Annotated in this window: 14 protein-coding genes and 2 pseudogenes; 8 read left to right on the top strand and 8 right to left on the bottom strand. The window is 73.3% G+C overall.

The window, feature by feature from the left end:
* Positions 1–41 precede the first annotated feature (41 nt).
* The 4 genes from ACWCO3_RS02255 to ACWCO3_RS02240 all read right to left on the bottom strand — a co-directional run bounded on the left by ACWCO3_RS02255 (position 42) and on the right by ACWCO3_RS02240 (position 2,948).
* Complete coding sequence (locus ACWCO3_RS02255) at positions 42–1,043, bottom strand: YihY/virulence factor BrkB family protein (RefSeq protein WP_145784796.1); 1,002 nt, start codon at positions 1,041–1,043, stop codon at positions 42–44.
* Positions 1,036–2,040 carry a diacylglycerol/lipid kinase family protein gene (locus tag ACWCO3_RS02250; RefSeq protein ID WP_145784797.1) on the bottom strand — a complete coding sequence of 335 codons (1,005 nt, stop codon included), beginning with the start codon at positions 2,038–2,040 and terminating at the stop codon, positions 1,036–1,038. The genes ACWCO3_RS02255 and ACWCO3_RS02250 overlap by 8 nt, the downstream gene beginning before the upstream one ends.
* Before the next feature lie 93 nt (positions 2,041–2,133).
* Entirely contained in the window at positions 2,134–2,712 is a 579-nt protein-coding gene (locus ACWCO3_RS02245; RefSeq protein WP_145784798.1) for a Clp protease N-terminal domain-containing protein, read from the bottom strand.
* Positions 2,712–2,948 carry an HTH domain-containing protein gene (locus ACWCO3_RS02240; protein ID WP_007457155.1) on the bottom strand — a complete coding sequence of 79 codons (237 nt, stop codon included), beginning with the start codon at positions 2,946–2,948 and terminating at the stop codon, positions 2,712–2,714. The genes ACWCO3_RS02245 and ACWCO3_RS02240 overlap by 1 nt, the downstream gene beginning before the upstream one ends.
* Before the next feature lie 153 nt (positions 2,949–3,101).
* Here ACWCO3_RS02240 and ACWCO3_RS02235 point away from each other — a divergent pair, with 153 nt between their 5' ends.
* The 3 genes from ACWCO3_RS02235 (at position 3,102) to ACWCO3_RS02225 (ending at position 7,277) form a co-directional block, all read left to right on the top strand.
* A complete protein-coding gene (locus ACWCO3_RS02235; protein WP_450008045.1) occupies positions 3,102–3,962 on the top strand; it encodes a universal stress protein in 861 nt (286 codons plus the stop codon).
* Between the two features lie 64 nt (positions 3,963–4,026).
* Complete coding sequence (locus tag ACWCO3_RS02230) at positions 4,027–6,420, top strand: phosphoketolase family protein (protein WP_145784800.1); 2,394 nt, start codon at positions 4,027–4,029, stop codon at positions 6,418–6,420.
* Between the two features lie 11 nt (positions 6,421–6,431).
* Positions 6,432–7,277, top strand: a complete 846-nt coding sequence (locus ACWCO3_RS02225) for a universal stress protein (protein WP_145784801.1) — start codon at positions 6,432–6,434, stop codon at positions 7,275–7,277.
* Between the two features lie 38 nt (positions 7,278–7,315).
* On the opposite strand, the gene ACWCO3_RS02220 is transcribed toward ACWCO3_RS02225, so the two are convergent.
* Together ACWCO3_RS02220 and ACWCO3_RS02215 are read right to left on the bottom strand one after the other, a co-directional pair.
* The gene (locus ACWCO3_RS02220) at positions 7,316–7,816 is read right to left on the bottom strand and encodes a hemerythrin domain-containing protein (RefSeq protein ID WP_280116519.1); all 501 of its coding nucleotides are present in this window, start codon (positions 7,814–7,816) and stop codon (positions 7,316–7,318) included.
* Positions 7,799–9,661 (bottom strand): annotated as a pseudogene (locus ACWCO3_RS02215) (heavy metal translocating P-type ATPase); the annotation flags it as partial. The pseudogene ACWCO3_RS02215 and the gene ACWCO3_RS02220, both read right to left, overlap by 18 nt.
* A gap of 253 nt (positions 9,662–9,914) precedes the next feature.
* Between ACWCO3_RS02215 and ACWCO3_RS02210 the strand changes: the two are divergent.
* Together ACWCO3_RS02210 and ACWCO3_RS02205 are read left to right on the top strand one after the other, a co-directional pair.
* On the top strand, positions 9,915–10,898 hold the full coding sequence (locus tag ACWCO3_RS02210) for an Acg family FMN-binding oxidoreductase (protein ID WP_450008080.1): 984 nt from the start codon (positions 9,915–9,917) through the stop codon (positions 10,896–10,898).
* Positions 10,899–10,995: 97 nt separating this feature from the next.
* A complete protein-coding gene (locus tag ACWCO3_RS02205; RefSeq protein ID WP_145785802.1) occupies positions 10,996–12,672 on the top strand; it encodes a sensor histidine kinase in 1,677 nt (558 codons plus the stop codon).
* Between the two features lie 10 nt (positions 12,673–12,682).
* Here ACWCO3_RS02205 and ACWCO3_RS02200 read toward each other — a convergent pair whose 3' ends face one another.
* The gene (locus ACWCO3_RS02200) at positions 12,683–13,321 is read right to left on the bottom strand and encodes a response regulator (protein ID WP_145784804.1); all 639 of its coding nucleotides are present in this window, start codon (positions 13,319–13,321) and stop codon (positions 12,683–12,685) included.
* A gap of 200 nt (positions 13,322–13,521) precedes the next feature.
* Between ACWCO3_RS02200 and ACWCO3_RS02195 the strand changes: the two genes are divergently transcribed.
* Positions 13,522–14,496: an Acg family FMN-binding oxidoreductase gene (locus ACWCO3_RS02195; protein WP_450008042.1), complete on the top strand. Its 975-nt coding sequence runs from the start codon at positions 13,522–13,524 to the stop codon at positions 14,494–14,496.
* A gap of 16 nt (positions 14,497–14,512) precedes the next feature.
* Here the strand turns inward: ACWCO3_RS02195 and ACWCO3_RS02190 are convergent.
* Positions 14,513–15,507, bottom strand: a pseudogene (locus tag ACWCO3_RS02190) (NAD-dependent epimerase/dehydratase family protein).
* Between the two features lie 226 nt (positions 15,508–15,733).
* Between ACWCO3_RS02190 and ACWCO3_RS02185 the strand changes: the two are divergent.
* Positions 15,734–16,666: an ABC transporter ATP-binding protein gene (locus tag ACWCO3_RS02185; RefSeq protein WP_358162819.1), complete on the top strand. Its 933-nt coding sequence runs from the start codon at positions 15,734–15,736 to the stop codon at positions 16,664–16,666.
* Positions 16,663–17,136: ABC transporter ATP-binding protein (locus tag ACWCO3_RS02180; protein ID WP_450008039.1), on the top strand; the 474-nt coding region annotated here is incomplete at its 3' end. The genes ACWCO3_RS02185 and ACWCO3_RS02180, both read left to right, overlap by 4 nt.

Here is a 17,136-nt window from a genome sequence, read left to right as displayed (position 1 = left end):
CGCTTTACCCGATCCGCGTCACGCGTACACGCGAGGCGTCGCTACAGGGCTGTCATGTCCCCGGTGTCGAGCAGTTCGGCCCGGTCGGTGTCGGGCTCCCACAGGTCCGGTTGGGCCGGCTCCTGGACACCGATGCGCAGCGCCTCCAGTTGGGCGGCGAACGCCAGCCCGCCGAAGAGCGCCATGCCCGTCAGGTTGGCCCAGAGCAGCAGCGCCATCATGCCGGTCAACGCGCCGTAGGTCTGCCCGAAACCGTCACTGAACCGCACGTACGCGGCGAGCAGCAGGCTGGCCAGCCACCACAGGGCCGTCGCGATACCGGCGCCGAAGAACAGCCAGGACAGGCCGGGCTGGTTGCGACGCGGGGCGTGCCGGAACAGCACGGCCACGGCGAGGACGGTCAGCCCGAGGCTGAGGGGGAAGCGGACCACGTCCCAGATGACGTTGGCGAGCGCACCCCACTCGTAGTGCTCTCGCACCGAGCGGCCCATCGCGCCGCCGCCGACCAGGATCAGGAAGCCGGCGAGGGCGGGCAGGCCGGCGGTGACGGCCAGCACGGCGGCGCGGAGGTACTTGCGCAGCGCCGGGCGGTCCCGTTCGACGCCGTAGATGCGGTTGGCGCCCCGCTCGATCTGGGCCATCGTGGTGGTCAGCGCGAACAGGCCGGTGAGCAGACCGAGGGTCAGTGCCAGCTCGCCGGCGTCCTCGACGCGTTCGCCCTCGCCGAGCAGGTCGCCGACGACCTCCGCGCTCTGACCGGGGGTGAGCGCCAGCACGGTGTCGGCGACGACCCGGCCGCCCTCCTCGACGCCCAGCTCGCTGATCAGCCCGGTGAGGGCGATCAGGAACGGCACCACGGCGAGACAGAGTTGCAGCGCGAAGGCCCGGGAGTGGCTGAAGCCGTCGCCGTAGCGGAACCTGATGAACGCGTCGCGCAGCAGGTGCCAGCCGCCCTGCCGGCGCAGTGTGTGCCAGGCGTCGTCGGCGGACAGCTCCTCGTCGGCCATCAGCCGGGTCTCCGGCACGATCTTGGTGCTACTCACGGCGCGCTTCCTCGATCAGCTGCTCGCCCCGCTTCCCGGCGCCCTGCGCGTCGACGGCCAGGTCAGGTGCGTCCTCGGGCTGGGGGACGCAGAGCCAGAGCGACTCCGGTCGGATCTCCGCCCGGAGCTGCCGGCCCGGGGAGATGAGGTCGCCGTCCAGCTCACGCGGCTGGGCCCGGTTGCTGATGATCACCACGCGTTTGCCGCGGAAGACCTCCATCCGGGGCACCTCACCGCGGCGGCGGACCACCGCCCAGCCGAGCGCGAGCCAGTGCCGCAGGTTGTGCGGGGTGAGCACTGCGACGTCGAGCCAACCATCGTCCGGCTCGGCCTCGGTGAGCAGTGTGACGCCGCCCTGGAGTCGGCCGACATTGGCGATCAGGACCGAGCGGGCCCGGCGGCGTACCGGTGGGCGGTCGTCGATGCGGATCTGCACCCGCATCGGCCGGTCCCGCAGGTGGCGGGCGGCGCCCATCACGTACGCGGGCCAGCCGATGCGGGCCTTTGTGGTCTCGTTGGTGGCTTCGAGCATCTGGGCGTCGAAGCCCATGCCCGCCATCACTGTGAAGTACTTGTCCTCGACGGCGCCGACGTCGAGCAGTCGTCGGCCCCGCTCGACGGCGACCTGCAACCCGGCGGCCAGGTCGGTGGAGAGGCCCAGGTTGGCGGCGAGCAGGTTGCCGGTGCCCTGGGGCAGCACGGCCAGGGCCACGTCGGTGCCCACCAGCGCGCTGACACAGGACATCACGGTGCCGTCGCCGCCGCAGGCGAAGACCAGGTCGACGCCGTCCTTGACGGCCTGTTCGGTCTGGCCCCGGCCAGGGTCGTCGGGGGTGGTCTCGTACCACTGCGGCGCGGGCCAGCCGGCCGCGGCGAGGGCGTCGTCGACGGTCCGGCGCAGCTCGTCGAGATCGTCGACCTTCACCGGGTTGACCACCACGGCGGAGCGCAGCCCGCCGTCGCCGCCCGAGGGCCGCCTGTCGTGTCCAGCATCCACGGCGCCAGTGTGCAGCAACCGGACGGCTTCAGCGACCCGGCGACCCGGCGGCGTCGGAAGCACCACAGACAGGTTTCAACGCGCGCTCACCCGTCAGGCCGCCGCCCGGAGCGCGACCTCCACCCGACGGCGCAGATCATCGAGGTTGATCCCGGACTCGGTGAGCACCAGCGCGCCCAGCCCGTGCCCCTCCCGGAGAACCCCGAGCAGGATGTGCTCGGTGCCGATGTGCTTGTGACGCAGACGCAGCGCCTCCCGCAGGGACAGCTCCAGCACCTTCTTGGACCGGGGCGAGAAGGGGCCGCCGAGGTACCGCTTGCGCCCCCAGCGGCGGCGCGGCGCCGGCACTGCCTCGCGTAGCGCGTCCGGGCCGAAGGACTGCTCGATGCGGGCCACGATCGCGGCCAGGTCGATGCCGATCTCCCGCAGGGCCGCCGCGTCGGCGTCGCCGAGGCCGACGCCACCGGTGGTGGTGTGCCGGCGTACGCGTTCGCGCAGGTCGTCGGCGCGCACACCGGCGTCGGCGAGCACCCGGCTGGCCAGGCCCGCGTCGTCGGCGAGGAGGGCGAGCAGCAGGTGTTCTGTGCCCACCGGCCGTTGACCCTCGACCCGTGCCTCCTCCAGTGCCCGCCGCACCACGTCGCGCGCCCGGTCGGTGAACCGTTCGAACATCACGCCTCCCAGGATGAGTTGACCGCCGGTCGCCCGGCGTGCTTCTTGTGGACCGCCTGCCGGCTGACCTCGAGCGCGTCGGCGATCTCCTGCCAGGACCAGCCCTGTCGTCGGGCGTTGTCCACCTGGACCACCTCGAGCCGCTCGAGCAGCCGGCGTAGCGCGCGGACGGCACGCAGCCCGACCCGGGGGTCGGTGCTGCCGGCTGCCGCCGCGAGTTCTGTCGCCTGACTCATGCCGTCAACATACGTTGACAGCGCAACTCGTGTCAACCCCAGTTGACGCGACCGCGGTGCCGGCCGATCCACCCCGCCGCCGTGCTCGCCCGACTACCCTCGGTCAGGGACAGCGTGGTCGTGCCGGGCGCGACGCCCGGGAGGTGATATCGGATGGCCGTACCCGCCGACGCGGCGGTGCTGGTCGGCCTCGGGTCGACACTCGACCTCCCGGTCGTCGAACAGGCCGCGCAGGAAGCCGCCGGACACCACCGGCCACTGCACCTGCTGCACACCTTCGACTGGCACGCGGCCTTCGCCGCCGACACCGTCGCCGCACCCCGCGACGAGGCCGAAAAGCTGATTACCACGGCGGCCCAACTCGCCCACCAGACCGAGCCGGAGCTCACCGTCCGCAGCGAGATCGTCGAGAGCGCCATGCTGCCGACCCTGATCCGCCGGTCGGAGACGGCCTTCCTGCTGGCCGTCGGCGACAGCGGGATGGCCGGCAGCGGTCAGTGCGTACCGGCCGAGACCCCCGCCGTGCAGTTGGCCGCCCGGGCCGGCTGCCCCCTGCTCGTGGTACGCCGCGAGCCACCGCCGCAGGGCCCGGTGCTGGTCGGGGTGGACGGCTCCCCCAGCTCGCACCTCGCGCTGCAATGGGCCCTGCAGTGTGCGGCCCGCCGGGACGGCCGGTTGGTGGCGCTGCGCGCGGTGGAGTACGACGAGGACACCGACGCGGTCGCCGAGCAGCTCAACGAGGCGCTGACCCAGCACGTCGGCAGCCACGGCTCGGTGCCCGTCGAGTGCCGTGTCGTCCGGGGTGATCCCGCCGAGGTCCTGATCGAGGCATCCCGGTCGGCACAGGTGGTGCTCGTCGCCGCCCGTGGCGACGAACCGGGCCGAGCCATGTTGGGCGCTGTCGCCCAGTCCCTGCTCTACCACTCACCGGCACCGGTCGTCGTCGTTCGTGGCCTGGCCGAGAAGCCGCTGACCGGGCCCGACGCCCACCCGAAGCGGGACCAACGGCCCTGAACCCGGGGCGTCCGCAGCGGCAAGGCTGAAGCCCGGAAGCCCCCTACCCGCGAGAGGCAGCATCATGGATACCGCTCTCGACACACACCGCGTTCTGACCGACGAGGAGCTGCGCCGGCTGGACGCCTACTGGCGAGCGGCGAACTACCTGACCGTCGGGCAGATCTACCTGCTCGACAACCCGCTGCTGCGCGAGCCGCTGACCGCCGACGACATCAAGCCCCGGCTGCTCGGGCACTGGGGCACGAGCCCCGGGCTCAACCTGATCTACGCCCACCTCAACCGGGTGATCGTGGCGCGCGACCTGAACGCCATGCTGGTCACCGGCCCCGGCCACGGCGGCCCGGCGATCGTGGCCAACACCTGGTTGGAGGGCACCTGGTCGGAGCGGTACCACGACGTGGCGCGCGACGAGGCCGGGATGTCCCGGCTGTTCCGCCAGTTCTCCTTCCCGGGCGGCATCCCCAGCCACGTCGCGGCGGACGTGCCGGGTTCGATCCACGAGGGCGGCGAGCTGGGGTACGCGTTGAGCCACGCCTACGGCGCCGCGTTCGACCACCCGGACCTGGTGGTGGCCTGCGTGATCGGCGACGGTGAGGCGGAGACCGGGCCGCTGGCCGGAAGTTGGCTCTCCAACGTGTTCCTCAACCCGGCGCGCGACGGCGCGGTGCTGCCCATCCTGCACCTCAACGGTTACAAGATCGCCAACCCGACCGTGTTGGCCCGGATCCCCGAGGCCGACCTGCTCGACCTCCTGCGCGGGTCGGGCTACCAGCCGTACGTGGTGGCCGGTGACGACCCCGCCCAGGTGCACCGCATCCTCGCCGCGACGATGGACCGCGCGCTGGACGAGATCGCCGAGATCCAGCGGCGAGCCCGCTCGCAGGGCGTCGTCGAACGCCCCCGCTGGCCGATGATCGTCCTGCGGACGCCGAAGGGTTGGACCGGCCCACGCGAGGTCGACGGCGCCCAGGTCGAAGGCACCTTCCACGCCCACCAGGTGCCGCTGTCGGGCGTCCGCGACAACCCCGCCCACCTGGCCGAGCTGGAGCGGTGGCTGCGCAGCTACCGACCGGAGGAGTTGTTCGACGCGACCGGCGCACCGGTCGACGAGGTGCGGACCCTGCCGCCGCGCGGGGATCGGCGGATGAGCGCCAACCCGGTCACCAACGGCGGCGTGGTGCTGCGCGACCTGACCCTGCCGGACTTCCGCGACTACGCGGTGGAGGTCCCCGAGCCGGGTCAGCCGATGGCGGGTGCCACCGGTGCGCTCGGGCCGTGGATCCGTGACGTCATCAGCGCCAACCCGCAGACGTTCCGGCTGTTCGGCCCGGACGAGGTCGCCTCCAACCGGCTGGGTGCCGCGTTCGAGGTGACCGACCGTGCGTGGGTGGCCGCCACGGTGCCCGGCGACGACCATCTCTCCCCCGACGGCCGGGTCATGGAGGTGCTCTCCGAGCACCTGTGCCAGGGCTGGTTGGAGGGCTACCTGCTCACCGGCCGGCACGGCGTGTTCACCAGCTACGAGGCGTTCATCCACATCGTCGACTCGATGCTCAACCAGCACGCCAAGTGGCTGAAGGTGACCCGGGCCATCCCCTGGCGGCAGCCGCTCGCCTCGCTGAACTACCTGCTGTCCAGCCACGTGTGGCGTCAGGACCACAACGGGTTCTCCCACCAGGACCCGGGCTTCATCGACCACGTGGTCAACAAGAAAGCCGAAGTGGTACGGGTCTACCTGCCGCCGGACGCCAACACCCTGCTCGCGACGATGGACCACTGCCTGCGCAGCCGGCACTACATCAACGTGGTCGTCGCCGGTAAGCAGCCCGCGCCGAACTGGCTGACGATGACCGAGGCGATCCAGCACACCCGACGCGGCCTCGGCATCTGGGAGTGGGCCAGCAACGACGGCGGCAGCGAGCCGGACGTGGTGCTCGCCTGCTGCGGGGACGTGCCCACCCTGGAGGCTCTGGCCGCCGTCGAGCTGCTGCGCCAGCACCTCCCGGAGCTGAAGGTGCGACTGGTCAACGTGGTCGACCTGATGCGACTCCAACCGGACACCGAGCACCCGCACGGCCTGACCGACAAGGAGTTCGACACCATCTTCACCGCGGACCGGCCGGTCATCTTCGCGTACCACGGCTACCCGTGGCTGATCCACCGACTCACCTACCGCCGCACCAACCACGAGAACCTGCACGTGCGCGGCTACAAGGAGGAGGGCACCACCACCACCCCGTTCGACATGGTGATGCTCAACGACCTGGACCGCTTCCACCTGGTCATCGACGTCATCGACCGGGTGCCGGGCCTGGCCGCCCGCGCCGCGCACCTGCGCCAGCAGATGGCCGACGCCCGGCAGGCGGCCCGCGACTACACCCGCCAGTACGGCGAGGACGACCCCCAGGTCGCCGAGTGGCGCTGGGTCCGCGAAACCGACCCGACCAACCCCTGAAGGAGGACGACGTGCGCGACGCGGAGATCCTGGTCGGCTACGACGGCTCCACCGACGCGTCGGTGGCCCTCGACTGGGCGCTGGAGGAAGGTCGGCACAGCGGCCAACCGGTGCGGCTGGCGTACGTCTTCGAGTGGTTGACAGTCGCCGGCTGGGTCGGTCCGGGTGTGGCACCCGGGGTCTGGCCGGACGACACCGCTCGCCGGCAGGTCGACGACCTGGTCCGCACCACGGCGGGCGACGCCGCCACAGCGAACCCCGGCCTGACGGTCACCGGCGAGGTGTACGACGGGCCGCCTGCCCTGGTGTTGCAGGAGCGCTCAGCGGAGGCGAGCCTGCTGGTGCTCGGCAGTCGGGGGCACGGTGGCTTCGGTGGTCTGCTGGCCGGGTCGACGGCGGTGTCGGTGGCGGCGCACGCACACTGCCCGGTCGTGGTGGTTCGGGACGGGACGGCCGGCGGGCCGGTCGGCCCGGTGGCGGTCGGCGTGGACGGCTCGGACGCGTCGCTGGTGGCGCTCGGTTTCGCGGCCGAACGGGCCGCGCAACGGCAGGTGCCCCTGCGCGTGCTGCACGCCTGGACACCCGGCCCCGGCGGGGCGGCCGGGGTCCCCGACGAGCGGGCGTCCGTCGAGGCGGCGCTGGAGCCGTGGAGGCGGACGTTTCCCGAGCTGGACATCACCGTCGACCTCGTCGGGGGCAGCCCGGCGTCGATGCTGATCGAGGCGAGCCGCGACGCGCGGCTGGTGGTGGTCGGCAGTCGGGGCCGGGGCGGGTTGGCCGGAATGCTGCTCGGCTCGGTGAGCCAGCAGTTGATCCAGCACTCCCACTGCCCGGTCGCTGTGGTCCGGGAACGCTGAGGCACACCCGGGGCCGCCCGCGTCATGCGGCACCGGGGTCAGCGGCGCTCGGGCACCGGCTCGGTCGGGTCGAGGGTGAAGAACTCCTCCTCTTCCTGCGCCAGGTGCAGGCGGAGCACGGCGTCCAGCCCGTAGAGGCTCGCGAGCAGGTCGGGAACCTGGTCCGGGCGAAGCCGCCCATCGTCGGTCTGCCCCAGTTGGACGCCGAGCAGGTCGACCTGGCGGCGGATCTCCACGTGCGCGCGGCTCATCGTGGACGTCGCCTCGCCGCTGCCCAGCGGCTCGGCCAGCGCGGGGTAGAGCTCTCGATCCTCGGCGGCCTCGTGCGGAAGCACCTGCTCGGTCAGCCGGCGGTGCGTCTCGCGTACCGCCGGCAGGCACCTCGGCGAGGCCGGTTCGGTGGCGACCAGGTCGGCGGTGTCGCGCAGCCCGGCCAGCACACCGCGTACCGCCTGGTGTTCCCGGGCGGCGCGGGCGAGCAGTTCCCGGGTACGCGGTGCGACCTCGCGGCGGCGCAGTCCACCCCGCAGGGCCCGCAACGCGTTGAGGATGACCAGCACGTCGATGCCCTCCTGAAGGAACGCGCCGACCACCGGGGGGAGCCGACCGGCCGCCGCCACGAGCATCGCCAGCACGGCCAGCCCCATTCCGACGGTGGCGCTCTGCACGGCGATCCGGCGGGCGTACCGGGCGATCTCCACGGCGTCGGCGAGCCGGTCCAGGCGGTCCACGGTGAGCACCGCGTCCGCCACGTCCGCCGAGGCGGTCGCCCCGGTGGCACCCATCGCCACACCCACGTGCGCCTCGGCCAGCGCCGGCGCGTCGTTCACCCCGTCGCCGACCATCACGGTGACCGCCCGGGCGGCCTCCTCCTTAACCCGGGCCACCTTCTCCTGCGGTGTGCAGCGGGCCAGGACGTCGTCCACGCCGACGGTCGCGGCGACCTGCGCGGCGGTTGCCGGACGGTCGCCGGTGACCAGCACGATCCGCCGCAGCCCCGCCGCTCGCAGCCGGCGCACGGTCCGGCGGGCGTCGGGGCGTACCGGGTCCTCCAGCAGGATCGCGCCGAGCACCCCGCCGTCGTCACTGACCCACACCGCCGACCAGCCGGCCAGCTCGGTGCGGGCCCGCGCCCGGTCCGCCCACTCCGGCAGCTCGCCCGTGAACTGACCGACACGGACCAACCGGCCGTCCACCCGGCCGCTGACCCCTCGGCCCGGCTCCTCGGTCACGTCGGTCGGCTCGGTCAGCGCCAGCCCGCGCTCCCGGGCCTGCCGGACCAGCGCGGCGGCCAGCACGTGCGGGGAGAGCTGTTCCACCGAGGCCGCCAGCCGCAGCACCTCGTCCCGGTCGCCGCCCGGCGCGACGACCGTCTCGGCGGCACGCGGGTGGCCGGCGGTGAGCGTGCCGGTCTTGTCCACCAGCAGGGTTCGGGCCCGGCCGAGCAGTTCCAGCGAGCCGCCGTCGCGGACCAGCACACCACGCCGGGCCACCCGGGACAGCCCGGAGACGATGGCGATCGGGGTGGCCAGCAGCAGCGGGCACGGGGTGGCCACCACCAGCACCGCGACCGCCCGGACCACGTCACCGGAGAGCAGCCACGCCAGCCCGGCCAGGACCAGCGTGAACGGCACGAACGCGGCGGCGTACCGGTCGGCCAGCCGGACCATCGGGGCCTTGTGCGCGGTCGCCTCCTCGGCCAGCCGCACGATGCCGGCGTACGTGCTCTGCGCCGCGTTCCGCACCGCCCGCATCCCGAACGCGGCCCCCGCGTTCACCACGCCGCTGGCCACCGACTCCCCGGCCGCCCGCTGGACCAGCCGCGACTCGCCGGTCACCACCGACTCGTCCAGGGTGGCCGCCTCGTCGACGGTCCCGTCGACCGGCACCACGTCGCCGGGCCCCACGAGCAGCCGGTCCGCCGCCTCCACCCGATCCAGCGGCACCACCTCGATCGCGCCTCCCGGGCCGCGTCGGCGGGCGGTACGCGGGGCCCGGGCCAGCAGCGCCCGCAGGTCCCGGGTGGCGCGGCGCTGCGCGTACGCCTCCAGCGAGCGTCCGGTCGCCAGCATCACCGCGATCACCGCCCCGGCCAGGTACTCCCCGACCGCGAGCGCGCCGGCCAGGGCCAGCACGGCGATCACGTCGACGCCGAAGTGCCGGTGCCACAACGAGCGCAGCATCGACCACGCGGCGGGGAGCAGCGCGGCCACCGTGACGGCCGCCCAGATCACCTCGGCCGTGTCCCGCTGCCCGGCGACCCGCAGCGCGGCGCCGGCGAGTACCGCGACGCCGAGCCCGAGCAGCGGCGTCCACGCCCACCACCGCCGGACGCGGCTGCGCGCCGGCTGCTGGTCGACGCACTCGGTCGACTCCGCTGCCATCTGCGCATCGTCGCAGCCCACAGCGTCGCATCGACCCGACACCGCCCGATTCGCCCGGCGGCCGGGTGCGGGCTGGCGGGCCGGGGCTGGTGGCTCGGTGGGGTGAGGTCGGGCTGGGCGGGCGGGACGACCCGGCGCGACGGGACCAACGGCCCCTGCCTCACCACGCCCGATGCCGCCAGGATGGAACGGCAACCCACCGCGCGGCACCGCATCGTGAGGCACGATGAGCAGAGACGGAAAGGTCGTGACCATGAGTCAGGAGAGCCAGCCGGCCACCGCGCTGGCGGAGGCCGCCGCCACCGCCGGCCACGCCCCCTCGGTGCACAACACCCAGCCGTGGCGCTGGCGGGTGCTGCCCGATGCGCTGGAACTTCGCTCCGTCGCCGACCGGCAGCTCGCCGCCTCCGACCCGGAGGGCCGGCTGCTCGCGGTCAGCTGCGGCACCGCCCTGCACCACGCCCGCGTGGCGCTGGCCGCGCAGGGATGGCGCGCCGTGGTGGAACGGCGGCCTGACCCGGACGACGGTGAGCTGCTGGCCCGGCTGACCGACCTCAGCCGCGTCCCGGCCGACCCGGACGCCATGCGCCTCGTGCAGTGCATGCAGGTGCGGCACACCGACCGGCGGCCGGTCAGCGACGAGCCGGTGCCGACCTCCGCGATCGAACAGATCACCCGCGCGGTGACCGACGAGGGCGGCCGGTTGCAGATCCTCGACCGCGACCAGGTGCTGGAGCTGGCCGCCACCGCCGGGCACGCCGACACGGTCGAGGCGGAAGATCCGGAGTTACGCGCCGAGCTGGCGTACTGGACGAACCGGGCCGAGGCCGGCACCGGGCTGACGGCGGAGGTGCTGCCCGAGCAGCCCGCGCAGACCACGGTGCCGGGCCGCGACTTCGGCCGCCCCGGCAGTCTGCCCATCGGCCCCGGGCACGACCAGGCGGCGGCGTACGCGATGCTGCACGGCGACGAGGACGTACCGGACAGTTGGCTGCGCGCGGGCGAGGCCCTGTCCGCCGGATGGCTCACCGCCACCCGCCTCGGCGTGTCGGTGGTGCCGCTCAGCGCGGTGGTGGAGGTGCCGGGCACCCGGCAGACCCTGCGTCAGCTGCTCTCCGGGATCGGCTTCCCGTACCTGGTGCTCCGGTTGGGCATCGCGGACCCCGCACACGCGGGGCCACCGCACACGCCGCGGCTGACCACCGCGCAGGTGGTCGACACCTCCGCCGTCCGCTGAGGGGCTCTGCCGGCGAGGTCACCGGCGCTACCATCCCCCGGTGACCAGCAGCGTGCCGCCGCCTCGTCAGGACCCTTCGGCGACCCCGTCGCTCGGCTTGAGCCCACTGTCCCGGGTCCACCTCGACGAGTTGCTCCAGGAGATGCTGGAGCGGGTCGGTGACGTCGTCACCAGCCGGGAGCGGCTGCGTGCCCTGCTCGACGCGGTGGTCGGCATCGGCAGCAACCTCGACCTGCGGACCACTCTGCAACGCATCGTCGGGTCCGCCTGCGACCTGGTCGGGGCCCGGTACGGCGCCCTGGGCATCCTCGGCCCGGACCGGCTGCTGCACGACTTCATCGTGCACGGCATCACCCCGGAGCAGCACGCGAAGATCGGCGACCTGCCACACGGGCGGGGAGTGCTCGGTCTGCTCATCGACGAGCCGCGACCGCTGCGGATGCCGGACATCACCAAGCACCCCCGCTCCTACGGTTTCCCCGCCAACCACCCGCCGATGCACAGCTTCCTGGGCGTGCCGGTGCGCATCCGCGACCAGGTGTTCGGCAACCTCTACCTGGCCGAGAAGCAGGGCGGAGCGCAGTTCACCGACGACGACGAGGAGATCGTCGTCGCGCTCGCCGCCGCCGCTGGCGTGGCCATCGAGAACGCCCGCCTCTACGCGCTGGCGCACCGGCGGGAACGGTGGCTCGCGGCCACCGCCGAGATCACCTCGGTGCTGCTCGGCGAGGTACGCCGTACCGACGCGTTGGCACTTGTCGCCCGCCGAGCCCGGGAGGTCGCCGAGGCCGAGCTGGCGCTGGTGCTGCTCTACGACGCCGACCTCGCGCAGTTCACCGTCGAGGTGGTCGACGGTGCCGACGCGCAGGCCCAGGCACTGGTCGGCACGGTCCTGCCGGTGGCCGACACCAGCTTCGGCGCGGCGGTCGCCGAGGGCCGCCACGACCGGGTGGACGACCTGGCGCACGCCGCGCCGTGGCCGGCTCTGCTGCGCACCGGGCCGGCGGTGATCTCACCGCTGGCGACCGCCGAGACGCTGCACGGCGTTCTGGTCGTGGCACACCGCACGGATCGCGGCGGTGTCAGCAGCGAGGACGACGTGGCCCTGCTGGGCAGCTTCGCCGGTCAGGCGGCGCTGGCCATGGAACGGGCGCGCGGTCAGGAGGAACGGGAGTTGCTGGTGGTCCTGGAGGACCGCGAGCGGATCGCCCGTGACCTGCACGACGTGGTGATCCAGCGGCTCTTCGCCACCGGCCTGCAACTGCAGAGCGCCGCGCCGATGATGGGGCGACCGGAGGTGGCCAAGCGGATCAACACGGCCGTCGACGATCTGGACGCCACGATCCGGGACATCCGCCGGACCATCTTCGAGCTGCGGACGCCGATGAGCGCCGCGCTGCGTACCGAGATCCGTGAGGCGATCGAGCTGGCCGCCGAGTCGTTGGGCTTCACACCGCACCTGGAGGTGACCGGCCCGGTGGACAGCGCCGTGCCGGACGCCATCCGCCCGGATCTCACCGCGGTGCTGCGCGAGGCGTTGTCCAACACGGTCCGCCACGCGCAGGCCACCCGGGTGGCCGTCGCCGTACGCGTCGACGCCGGGCGGGTGAGCGTGACGGTCACCGACGACGGGGTGGGCTGTGACCCGGCCGCCGCCCGGGGTGGGTTGGTCAACCTGCGTGAACGCGCCGAGGGGCACGGCGGCACCTTCACCATCCGCCCGGTCGAGCCGCACGGCGCCGAGGTGAGCTGGTCCGTGCCGCTGGGCGACTGAGCGGCCCGGGTCAGGGGGTCTTGCCGAGCAGGCGAGTGGCCAGGACGGCGGCCTGGGTGCGGCGCTCCAGGCCCAGTTTGGCCAGCACGCTGGACATGTAGTTCTTCACCGTCTTTTCCGCCAGGAACATCTTGGCCGCGATCTCCCGGTTGGTGAGCCCTTCCGCCACGTACTCCAGGATTCGGCGCTCCTGCTCGGTGAGTGACCTCAGCTCGCGCGGCTGCTCGACCCCGTTGCGGATGCGCTCCAACACCCGAGCGGTGATCGCCGGGTCGAGCAGCGACTGCCCGCCCGCCACCCGCCGCACCGCGTCGACCAGGTCGGTGCCCCGGATCTGCTTGAGCACGTATCCGGCGGCGCCTGCCATGATCGCCGCGAACAGCGCCTCGTCGTCCTCGTACGAGGTGAGGATCAGGCCCCTGATGGACGAGTCGACGGCGCGGACGTCACGGCACACGTCGATGCCGTTGCCGTCGGGCAGCCGCGCGTCGAGGATCGCCACGTCGGGCCGTAACGCCGGGATGAGGCGCACCGCCTCCTGCGCGGAGCCGGACTCGCCGACCACCTCGATGTCGCCGCCGCTCTGCAGCAGGTCGGCCAGGCCACGGCGGACGACCTCGTGGTCGTCGAGGAGGAAGACGCGGATCATCCTTCGTTTCTACCCCCGTACCCCATCGCGCCGCACGGGCCGAAGGTCCCGACCGGGTCGAGCCGACGTTCGGGGGCGGTCGGGCCCGACCGGTCGGGACGTCCGGCCCTGCTCCCCGGCCGACCCGACGGCGCAACGTGGAGGTACGCCAGCCGCAACGGCACCGTCAGCCGCCGGCGCGCCGGGAAAGGAGCACCGCCATGGACATCGGCTACACCGAAGCCCAGCTACGGGCCGCCGCCGTGGACGCGGTCCGGGCGCCGTCGTTGCACAACACCCAGCCGTGGCGGCTGCGGCTGCGCGACGGCGGCATCGAGGTGCTCGCCGACCCGACCCGACGGCTGCCGGCGACCGACCCGAGCGGCTGGGGTGTCCGGATCGCCTGCGGCGCGGCGCTGTTCAACCTGCGGATGGCGCTGGCGGTCGCCGCAATCCCGGCCCGGGTTCGACTGCGCCCCGACCCGGCCGAACCGGACCTGCTGGCCCGGCTGGTGCCGGACACCCCGCGTCGTCCGTCCCTGGCCGAGCAGAGCCTGTACGCGGCCATCCCCCGCCGGTTCAGCAACCGGCTGCCGTTCTGGCCGGACCGGGTGCCGGCCGACGTCCGGTGGCGCCTCGGCGAGGCCGCTTGTGCCGAGCAGTGCTGGTTGGAGTTGCTGATCGGGGTGAGCGCGGTCGCCGCGTTCGGCGAGATCGCCCGCAGCGCACACCGGGTGCTGGAGCGGGACCCGGCGTACCGGGCGGAGAGCGAGCGGTGGTTGCGTCGGGAGCCGGCGCCGGACGGCGTACCCGCCTCGGCCGGGGGTCCGCAGGGCGAGCCGCAGGACGTCCTACCGACGCGCGGATTCGGTGGGCGCGACCGCGCCGCGGGGCGTGACTTCGAGCCGGAGCCCCTCGTCGGAGTGCTCGGCTCGTTCGGCAACACGGCAGTGGACCAGGTGATCGCCGGCCAGGCCCTGCAACGGTTGCTGCTCGTCGCCACCGACGCCGGGCTCAGCGTGTCGATGCTCTCCCAACCGATCGAAGTGCCGACGGCACGGGAGCAGCTGCGGCTGTCGTTGGGGCGGTTCGGCACGCCACAGATGGTGCTGCGGATCGGGTACGGCCAGCCGGGCCGACCGACCCCCCGGCGCGACGTGAACGAGGTGCTCGACCTGCCGGCGGTGCCGGCCTGAGCCGCGACCGACGCGGTCAGGCGGCGAGCACCGCCGCCTCCCGGGTCGGGTCCAACCCGATCGAGCTGCGATGCGGTCGCCCGGCGCGCGGCGGAACGGCACCGACCTCGCGCAGCCACTGCCAGGTGTGTCGGCGACGGTCTCGGCCACCGGCCGGCAGGTCAACCCGGCGGCGTGGGCGCGGGTCACGTCCTGCTCCAACAGCCCCCGGTACGGGTGGCCGGTCGGCATCCAGATCGGCAGGTCGCTCCACGGCTGCACACCGGCGGCGACGATCCGGGCCGGATCGGTCCAGCGCAGCAGGGCATCAGCACCGGTGACGGCCACGCACGCGTCGAGGAGCTCACCCATCGTGGTCTGCTCGCGACGACCGACCGCGTTGACAGTGCCGCCCAGCCGCCGGGCGCCCGCGTCGAGCATCCACCCCGCCAGATCGCGGACGTCGACGTACTGCACCGACAGGCCGGCCGGCCCGGGCGCGAGCACGTCACCGCCGCGCTCGACGCGCCGCAGCCACCACGGCAGCCGGCCGACGTCCTCCCCCGGACCCAGGATCAGACCGGCCCTGGCGATCAGCGCCCGGTCGCCGAACACCTCTCGCACGGCACGTTCGGCACCGGCCTTGAGCTGCGGATAGTCGCCGTCGACAGAGTCCGCGTCGGCGTCCACCACCGGGGAGTCCTCGTCGAGCCCGTGCGCCGACGGGTCGCGGTAGACCGAACCGCTGGACACGTACACGTAGTGGCCCACCGAATGGGCGAGGACACGGGCGGCGTCGCGGGCGGCGCGCGGCGCACCGTCCCAGGTGTCCACCACCAGGTCCCAGTCACCGCCGGCCAGCGCCGCCAGGCCGTCCGGCGCGGTGCGGTCACCCCGCAACCGGTGTACGCCAGGAGGCACCACCCCGTGCAGCCCGCGGTTGAACACCGTCACCGACCAACCACGGCGTACGCCCTCGGTGACCGTGGCTCCGCCGACAAAGCCCGTTCCGCCCAGCACCAGCAGTCTCATGCACGCCACCCTGCCGGCACGGGTCGGCGGGCGGCACCCCGTTTCACCGGTAGCGGATCTGCCCGTGGCAGAACCGCAGGCCTCAGCCCAGGATGCAGGAAAGCCGCCCAGGGGCATGGTCAACGAAGCCGCCGATTGCGAAGCTGCTTCAATCTGCGTCAGGACGGGCAATCGAGGCGCTCGGCGCATGTGGTGGCTCGACGTCGGCACGAGGACGGAGAAGGGAATGACCAGCACCCCGCTGTCCCTGCCACAGCCATCCGCGCGGGCACCCGAGTTCGGCCGGGACGCGCTCATCGTCTGCGAGAACCTGGTGCGGATCTACCAGACCGGTTCGATCGAGGTGCAGGCACTGCAGGGGCTGGACCTCGCCGTGGAGAGCGGTGAGCTGGTAGCCGTCGTCGGTGCCTCCGGGTCGGGCAAGTCGACGCTGCTGTCCATCCTGGCCGGCATCGACGCCCCCACCGCCGGGCGGGTCCGGGTCGACAAGTGGAATCTGCTGACGATGTCCCGCGCGGACCGGGTGGACTACCGGCGGCACACCGTCGGGTTCGTACGGCAGCAGACGGCGAGCAACCTGATCCCCTACCTGACCGCACGGGAGATGGTGGACCTGCCGATGGCGGCGGCGCGCACCGCGAAGGAGGAGCGCCGGGAACGCGCGGCGGACCTGCTGGACAGCCTCGGTGTCGCCGACTGCGCCGATCGGCGTCCCGGGCAGCTCTCCGGGGGGCAGCAGATGCGGGTAGCGATAGCGGTGGCACTGGCCAACCAGCCGCAGGTCCTGCTCGCCGACGAGCCGACCGGCGAGCTGGACGCCGCCACGTCCGCGGAGGTCTTCGGCGTTCTGCGGGACGTCAACCGACGGTACGGCGTCACCGTCGTCGTGGTGACCCACGACCCCGAGGTCAGCGGCCAGGTCGAACGGACCGTCGCGATCCGGGACGGACGCACCAGCAGCGAGGTGCTGCGCCGCACCACCACCGACGCGGCGGGCGACACACACACGATCGCCGAGGAGTACGCCGTGATGGACCGGGCCGGGCGGGTCCAGGTGCCCCGCGAGTTCCGCCAGGCGCTGGCGCTGACCCGACGGGTCCGGCTGGCCCTGGAACCCGACCACATCACGATCCGCCCCGATTCGGGAAACGGCGAATGAGCAGCGAACCGCTGCTGCGCGTGCGCGGCGTACACCGGCGCTTCCAGACCGGGCCGACCGTCGTCCACGCCCTGCGCGGCGTGTCGTTCGACGTGGCCGCCGGTTCCATGGTGGCGCTCGTCGGCCGGTCCGGCTCGGGCAAGACCACCCTGCTCAACGTCATCGGCGGCCTGGACCGCCCGGACGCCGGCACCGTGCACGTCAACGGCACCGACGTCACCGCGCTCGACGAGGACGGCCTGTCCCGACTGCGGCGCGAGAAGCTGTCGTACGTCTTCCAGAGCTTCGGGTTGATCCCGGTGCTGTCGGCCGCGGAGAACGTCGCCGCCCCGCTGCGGCTGGCCCGTGTCGCCCCGGCCGATCGCGAGCGGCGGGTCGAGTTGCTGCTGGAGCTGGTCGGCCTGGCCGACCACGCCGGGCAGCGTCCGGCCGAGCTGTCCGGCGGCCAGCAGCAGCGGGTGGCGATCGCC

The sequence above is a fragment of the Micromonospora sp. NPDC002411 genome, from assembly GCF_053592955.1.
Note: the sequence above shows the minus strand (reverse complement) of the source record. Positions and strands in the feature narration are given on the sequence as shown.

Bases quoted from the DNA above. Each gene is read 5' to 3' on its own strand.
- ACWCO3_RS02245 (WP_145784798.1), bottom strand. From the start codon at position 2,712: ATGTTCGAACGGTTCACCGACCGGGCGCGCGACGTGGTGCGGCGGGCA.
- ACWCO3_RS02240 (WP_007457155.1), bottom strand. From the start codon at position 2,948: ATGAGTCAGGCGACAGAACTCGCGGCGGCAGCCGGCAGCACCGACCCC.
- ACWCO3_RS02235 (WP_450008045.1), top strand. From the start codon at position 3,102: ATGGCCGTACCCGCCGACGCGGCGGTGCTGGTCGGCCTCGGGTCGACA.
- ACWCO3_RS02230 (WP_145784800.1), top strand. From the start codon at position 4,027: ATGGATACCGCTCTCGACACACACCGCGTTCTGACCGACGAGGAGCTG.
- ACWCO3_RS02210 (WP_450008080.1), top strand. From the start codon at position 9,915: ATGAGTCAGGAGAGCCAGCCGGCCACCGCGCTGGCGGAGGCCGCCGCC.
- ACWCO3_RS02200 (WP_145784804.1), bottom strand. From the start codon at position 13,321: ATGATCCGCGTCTTCCTCCTCGACGACCACGAGGTCGTCCGCCGTGGC.
- ACWCO3_RS02195 (WP_450008042.1), top strand. From the start codon at position 13,522: ATGGACATCGGCTACACCGAAGCCCAGCTACGGGCCGCCGCCGTGGAC.
- ACWCO3_RS02185 (WP_358162819.1), top strand. From the start codon at position 15,734: ATGACCAGCACCCCGCTGTCCCTGCCACAGCCATCCGCGCGGGCACCC.